This is a genomic window from Reyranella soli, from assembly GCF_007992495.1.
GTDB lineage: Bacteria > Pseudomonadota > Alphaproteobacteria > Reyranellales > Reyranellaceae > Reyranella > Reyranella soli.
On sequence record NZ_BKAJ01000277.1, the window covers coordinates 1 to 6853 of the forward strand.

The following is a 6853-nucleotide window of genomic DNA, read 5'->3' on the forward strand; positions in this document are numbered from 1 at the left end:
TGGACGGAACGCCAGAGCTACAGTAGATTTGCCGTGAGCATGCAGCCACCCAAGATGCCAAGAACGGTCCATAGCACCAGCCCTTGGCGATAGAAGATGTTAGTCGCGAGGCGATACTCTGCGTACCGCACCGCTATTGCCGGATCCATGAGGATGTCGGTGTTCTTGCGGGGGGCGAAGTCGCGAAACTCGCGGGCAATAGCTTGGTTGCCCAGAGTGGCGAGGGCGGAGCACAGCACCGCGCCCACCGCGAGCGTGACCATGGCACCGATCATCACGACGTCGCTTCCGTGGTCATTCCTTGCGTCGTCGCAGGCGCGAAGCTGATGGACTGCGTGTCCGCGCCAAGCTTCTCGATTTCGTGTCGCGCCGCGGCATATTCGATCGTGTCCGGACCTGCGCTCTCGACGACTTGCCTCCACGATCGGCAGGCCTCGTCGCGGCCATCGGCAGCGGCGCAGATGCCGATCTGGAACAGGCTTTCGGCGCGACGCTCCGGCGTATCAGCCCGCTGCAAAGCCTCATCTGCGGTGAGCTTTCCCTGGTGAAAAGAGATCAGAGGACCTGGCCAGGCATCCGTCGCAGAAAACCCTGGCTGGACGGGGACACGAAGCCGCCGGGCCGCCGCCAGATAGTAAAGCTGCAAGTAGGGATCGCCCGTGCTCCGCTCGAGAGCCGCCTCAAGTTCGTCCAAGGCCATTTCGTAGGTGGCCAGTCGCAGCCACACGCAGGCTCGCGCGTCATGGCGCTCGCGGGGCAACAGCTCAAGTTGCCGCAACCAATCGGCATTGGCCTCGGCGATGCGACCGAGCGCCAGCAGGACAACGGCGCGGCTCCCGAGCGCGTCGGCATCCTGCGGCCAGTCGGCAACAGCCACGTCCAGGGCCTGCAAGGCCTCGGCATGGCGGCCCAAGGCCGCCAGGGCTTCGCTCCTTGCCACGAGCAGGTGGGTCTGATCTGGCTTCAACTTTAGCGCCGCGTCGTAGTCGAGAAGCGCAAGCCGCGGCCGTCGCGTTGCGAGATAGGCGTGCCCGCGCGCCACATAGATAAAAGCCCCCCGTTTCGACGGTCCAGCCCGCAAGACGTGGGTATAGCCGTTGATCTCGGCCACCGACGTCGTGCGATGACGCATGAAGAACGGCCGGTCCGGCATTCCTCGTTTCAAGCGCTGGCGTGCCGTTCTCGCCAGTTCATAGCTGGCCCAGGCCCGTTCGCGCTGCCCCAGCATGTCCAGGATCGCGCCATGTTTCTCGATGGCACACAAAGACATCGGATGGGCTTCCCGGAGTTTCGCGAAGCGCTGCTCTGACGCTTCAAGGCTCTCGGTACGCAATCGGGCAATTGCCTGCAGGTAGCCAAGCTCCGGATCGGTTCCTGGCTCTGGCCGCGCGCGCCAGTCCAAGCCCACCAGCCCGATCATCCTGCACCAAAGTTGCAAAGCCGCCTGTGAGACCAGAGCCACCAGGGCGTCGGTCCGAGCCTGAAGAAGCCTCGACACGTGCCAACAACCTGTCTGAGCGTTAATGCCCTGAGCCATCAGCATAAGCCGGAGATCCCAATGAGCAAGTGTCACGGCGTCTTCTCCGTTCGCTACGTAATCTGGAACCTCGATGACCTTGCCGAACGGGAGGTCGGTTTGCTGCCCGGACCGTGGTATATGGCTACGCAGCGCGGGACTGACCGATTGTTGCCGGATGCTCAACGCCGAGATTCAGAAGGTTGGGCCTGGTCCACGGGCTGCCACTGACAGCCATCTTCGGCCTCGATCGGACTCCGGCCTGCCAGTGGCGAAAGGGCGTCATGACGAAACAGTTCTGGTTCTGGCCGCTATACGGGCTGCTGTTGCTGGCACTCGTCCTGACCGGAGCGGAATACATTGCCTCCTATTCGGCGCCGCCCTGGCCGGCACGCGAGCTGCGGCCGATCCCCATCGACTCGCTGACGGTCAACGCTAAGACGTTGTTTGCGGACAGCCCCGAGCTCGTTCCCACCTACAACGACTGGGCCGTTCGCGACCGCCCGCGCTCGTTCGCGCGCCCCGCTGACGTTCGCTTTCGCGCCGCGCTGGTCGGTGATAGCTTTCTGGAAGGGTATTACGTGCCGGCTCCATTGCCCGAGCTTATCGAACGGACATGGGTCGCCAAGCGTATCGTCGGAATGGAGGCGATCAACCTCGGTATTGCCGCGACGGGCCCCCGGCAATACTACGCGCGAATCAAAAACGTAGCGCTTGGGCTGGATCCGGACGTCGTAATGGTGTTCGTCTATGTCGGCAATGACATGGTCAGCGTTCGCTACGACGATTATGCTCCGCCGCCGATCATCGATGAACTCCCTGTCCCGTCAATACTGGGAGCCGTGGCGCCTCGTTCGACTTGGCTCCTGGTCAACCGCTTCGGCTTCTCCGAAGTCGGCCGCACCAACAAGGATATTCCTGGCGAAGCCGCGCTCCTGTCGGAGTGGGCACAGCAGCCTTCGCCGGAGCCGGTCGACCGCGTCGCGCGACACATGAAAGTCCACTACTATCCAAAGCTCGGTGAGGACACGATTGCCGAAATCTTACTGCGTGGCGACGGCCGGCTGCGGACAGCCGCCTCGCAGCGGGCGCGTGATCGTGAATATCTCGCCGGCTGGCTGCTAAACGGCATGATCGACTGGGAAACAGGTAAGTGGGAGGTTCCCTTCAACGTCGATGAAGCTGCCAACATAGTCGGTGACTCCCGGATCGCCGAGACGATGAGCTGGCTGGACGCAGCGCGGCGCCTTGTGACATCGCATGGCAAGCGTTTTATGGTCGCTCTTATACCGGTAGGCATCGTCGATCCCGACTACGTCGAGTTCTGGCAACCATGGCCAAGGTACTATTCATATTCGCTGAGCAGCGATGCCCGTCATCGGAGACTGGCCGCAGCACTCCGCCAAAGTGGATTCGCTGTCGTCGATTTGCGTGGAGTACTCGACGGCGTGCGCGGCACCTATCGCTTGACTGACGGGCATTGGACAGATCGCGGCACGCAGATCGTCGCCGCGCGTATTGCCGATGCCTTGCTCAGCCCAGGCGAAAGGCCGGCGTTAAACGGCAACGGTTATTGACCGTTAATTTTTTTTTGCATGTCTGCTGACTATCGGGAGAAAGTATGATCGGCGCGATAGTGATGACAGGGGACTATCAAGCGCGCGCTCTGTGCCGTGCTCATCCTGTTGGTCAGATTCAAGCTTCTCATCGGTTTCCTCTAAGCAATGGTTAATAAGATCGAAACCACTATTCCTGGGCGAGAGCCGATCGAGCTCGTCTCGTTCTATGAAGAATTTCGCGAATACTATCCGCTGTGCGAGCTGGAGACGAAGCGTTGGTTCGTTGACCATGTTCGGCCTGACTGGTGGATCTTCGACGTGGGCGCGAATGTTGGCTACTACACAATCCTCTTCTCTCAGCTCGCCCCACAAGGACGTGTCTTCGCATTCGAGCCTACAAGCACGGCGACGATGCTGCGGAAGAACCTCAAGCACAACAACGTGCAGAACACCGAGGTCCACGAGATCGCGCTAGGGCTCACGACGGGCGTCCGGGAGGACAAGATTTATCGAGTGTGGGGAACGGAAGGAGAGGTGAAGACCTATCCCTTCTACCGTCTCGATGACTTCGCAAATGAACATGCGATCCGCCGGATAGATTGCATAAAAATCGACGTCGACAGCTTCGATTTCGAAGTCCTGCGCGGCGCGGAACAGACGCTTCTCAAGCACAGTCCGGTCATTGTCATCGAGCTTAACCATCAGCTTCAGCTACGCCAGCAAAGCGTCGCGGAAGCGCTTGAATGGCTTGCCCGGCGCGGTTACGGCAAGGCTCTCGTGCTAGATCACTACGACAATTTTGTACTGCAGCGGGATCCTGATGCCTTCGTCAAACAGGACGTTGCCGCGAGGATGGAACTGCTGTTCCCGCGGCCGCTTCGCATTGATGAAAGGATGCCGGAATCCGCGGGTGGGCTGCTCGCGAAAGCAATTATAAAAGCGGCGGCACTGCGCCATGGTGCCGTCGCCAGCTTGCGACCTAGCGCCATGCCGGCTATCGGATCGCTGCTGAAGCGGCTCGTTGGAGGTCGGCGCTCCGTAGGCGATCGGCAAACGATCGCCGTTCGCGATATTGTCGGCGCGCCGATTGAGACGACTACGGTGCAGTGGGACTACTCGCTGGTGCTATCTATCGCGCCGCCGGCGGCCGAGGGCACGCTGACCCTCGAAGTCGGGGTGGAGGTTATGGAAGGCCGACTGGGCATTGCCGTCTCAGGGGAGGACGAGGCGCGGTTTTCCGTTCCGGAGCGCCTCTTGATCGCAATGCCTGACGTGCAACACATCGTGCTCAAGGTTAACAACTCGTACGTACGTTCCCTGATATTTCGCAACGCCGCCTACGGCCATAAGACAAGGTTCACGGTCGCGTCTGTTCGGGCGGCAGTCGCGTGAGGAATTGCGGCAATCTGTGCGTGGCTCAAACCACTCGAACCGCGACCCAGCGCCAGGTAGAAGGGCGGCCGCGTTGGGGAAAAGGCTATCATCGGCCAGATGGGTTTTGCAGGCTCTCAGCCGTGAAATGAGCGGGCGTCTTCACGGTGACGATGCCACGCGAACGCTGACACAACGCCATCGCAATGGAGATTGATGTGGATGGTTTCGCCACTGCCCAGTGCGAAATGAGCCTCCTGGACCACGCCCTTGCGCGGGCGAGATTGTGATTTTGCACCTCAGATTCGGCCCGACCAGGTCGACGCTTGGTCGAATGTCGCAAGCTATCGGCTTAAGTGCCTTCAGCTTATTGCGCTTCCTCGTCGGCAGAAATAGAAAGATGCAATGAACTCGCGCAAAATAAAGGTTGGTGTGGTTTTTCCCTTGGAAGTAACCACCCCACTCGAGATATTACGACGGGAAATCGAAGGCGTGAGGACCCACTTCTCGGACGCTGGCGCCAATCTTACTTTTGCCGCCCCCGAAGCAACACTACCGACGTACCGTTCCCTGTTTCCTTAAGTGAACATCATCTCTGTGCCACGCAAATGCACGGCAGACGAACAGTCATGCTGCTGGAAAGCTCGTAAGGCCAAGAAACTGAAGCGAGCTGGAAGCCACGTGCTTTGTTCCGGCTGTCAGGGTCGCCGAGGATCACGGGGCAGGGGGCGTCAATGAATTGGGCGCGCATCCTCGCCTGCGTGACCGGGACGGTGGACCAGGAACTGCTGGCGCGGAACGAATATCTGGCGGCCGAAAACCGCATTCTCAAGGCCCAGCTGACAGGTCGGCTGAAGCTCTTGGGAGCTGATCGAAAGACGCTCGGGGAGATCGGCCATCGGCTGGGCCGCAAGGTTCTCGCCGACGTCGCGACCATAGCCCGACCGGACACCATCATCGGCTGGTATCGCCAGCTTGTCGCCCGCAAGTTCGATGGCTCGAAGGCTCGCCGATACCCAGGCAGACCCCGGATCCAGCGAGAAGTCGAGGAGCTGATCATTCGCCTGGCCAGTGAGAACCGGAGCTGGGGCTATGATCGGATCGCCGGGGCGAGGGCCAATCTGGGGTACGACGTTTCCGATCAGACGGTTGGCAATGTCCTGCGGCGCCACGGTTTGCCACCGGCGCCAGAACGTAAGCGCTCAACTTCGTGGGCGGACTTCATTCGGACGCACATGGACCGGTTGGCGGGGACCGACTTCTTCAGAGCCGAGGTGCTGACACTGCGCGGGCTGGTGACCTACTACGTGCTGTTCTTCATCCATTTTGAGAGCCGCCGGGTGGCTATCGCCCGGATCACTGTTCATCCGAATGAAGCGTGGATGAAGCAGATCGCCCGGAACGCGACCATGGACGAGTGTGGCGCGCTGCTGGGTTGTCGCTATCTCCTGCATGACCGGGACACCAAGTTCACCCGGTCGTTCCGGGCCATGGTTGCCCCGGGCAAGGTTGAACCGCTGGTGCTGCCTCCGCAAAGTCCGAACCTGAATGCTCACGCCGAGCGCTGGGTGAGGTCGGTCAAGGAGGAGTGCTTGTCCAGGGTGATCCTGTTCGGCGAACGGTCCTTATGGCGGGCCCTACGCGAGTATGTCGACCATTTCCACACTGAGCGGAACCACCTAAGGGAAAGGCAACGTTCTGCTGTTTCCTATGGCGGCGGGTCGGCAACGCGAGGGGCCGGTGCGGTGCCGTGAGCGATTGGGCGGGCTGCTGCGCTACTATCATCGAGAGGCGGCATGATGCCGCTGGTCGATCCAGTTTCTTGGCCCTACGGGGTCGGCCCAGCAATGACTGAGGCCGGGGCAGCCAGCGCCTTCGCTGGCTTTCAGCCCCAAGGTGCGAGTACGAAAAAGCTTGGCTGCGAGCGGGAAATGCCTGGTCCGAGCCGGGGGCACAAAATCCAGCAATCTGAGATTGGTACAACCACAGCGGCAAGGACTGCGGAGCGCAGTGATTGCGGTCCCAAGCGTTCTGGTAGGCATACCCCAAATGCGCCAATGCGATGTCGCTTAACAACGTTACGCTTCACGACCAATTGGGAAGCTCTGGTTGCGACACCCGGTTGCACCAGCCGCTTCGATCGTCAGGGACAAGGCTGGTCAGAATGCTGCACAGGGATGTAACTGGTGACGAGAAATTGCCCCGTTTCGGGCTATGCGGGAATTGTGGCTTGGGCAAGCTGGAGTTGGTCGACGAACGCCCGAATCTGATCCTGGGAGTTGGCGGCAAAATTGCGAGGACGCTACGCTGCGATGCTGCCGACTGCGGCAGTTATCTAATCGAAACCGATTGACGGAAACCTATACGGGCAAGCATTGGCGGCTTTCTTGCGGCCGACATATCGCCG

Annotated in this window: 5 protein-coding genes; 3 read left to right on the forward strand and 2 right to left on the reverse strand. The window is 60.5% G+C overall.

Annotated elements, in window-relative coordinates:
- Positions 1 to 17 precede the first annotated feature (17 nt).
- Together RSO01_RS45400 and RSO01_RS45405 are read right to left on the reverse strand one after the other, a co-directional pair.
- Positions 18 to 278 carry a hypothetical protein gene (locus tag RSO01_RS45400; protein WP_147157227.1) on the reverse strand — a complete coding sequence of 87 codons (261 nt, stop codon included), beginning with the start codon at positions 276 to 278 and terminating at the stop codon, positions 18 to 20.
- Entirely contained in the window at positions 275 to 1420 is a 1146-nt protein-coding gene (locus tag RSO01_RS45405) for a tetratricopeptide repeat protein (protein ID WP_170303872.1), read from the reverse strand. Before RSO01_RS45405 ends, RSO01_RS45400 begins: the two co-directional genes overlap by 4 nt.
- Before the next feature lie 380 nt (positions 1421 to 1800).
- Here RSO01_RS45405 and RSO01_RS45410 point away from each other — a divergent pair, with 380 nt between their 5' ends.
- From RSO01_RS45410 to RSO01_RS45420, 3 genes are all read left to right on the forward strand, one after another.
- The gene (locus RSO01_RS45410) at positions 1801 to 3093 is read left to right on the forward strand and encodes an alginate O-acetyltransferase AlgX-related protein (RefSeq protein WP_147157229.1); all 1293 of its coding nucleotides are present in this window, start codon (positions 1801 to 1803) and stop codon (positions 3091 to 3093) included.
- A 147-nt stretch (positions 3094 to 3240) separates the two neighbouring features.
- On the forward strand, positions 3241 to 4467 hold the full coding sequence (locus RSO01_RS45415; RefSeq protein ID WP_147157230.1) for an FkbM family methyltransferase: 1227 nt from the start codon (positions 3241 to 3243) through the stop codon (positions 4465 to 4467).
- Positions 4468 to 5180: 713 nt separating this feature from the next.
- Entirely contained in the window at positions 5181 to 6200 is a 1020-nt protein-coding gene (locus RSO01_RS45420; RefSeq protein ID WP_147157231.1) for a helix-turn-helix domain-containing protein, read from the forward strand.
- Positions 6201 to 6853: the final 653 nt, after the last annotated feature.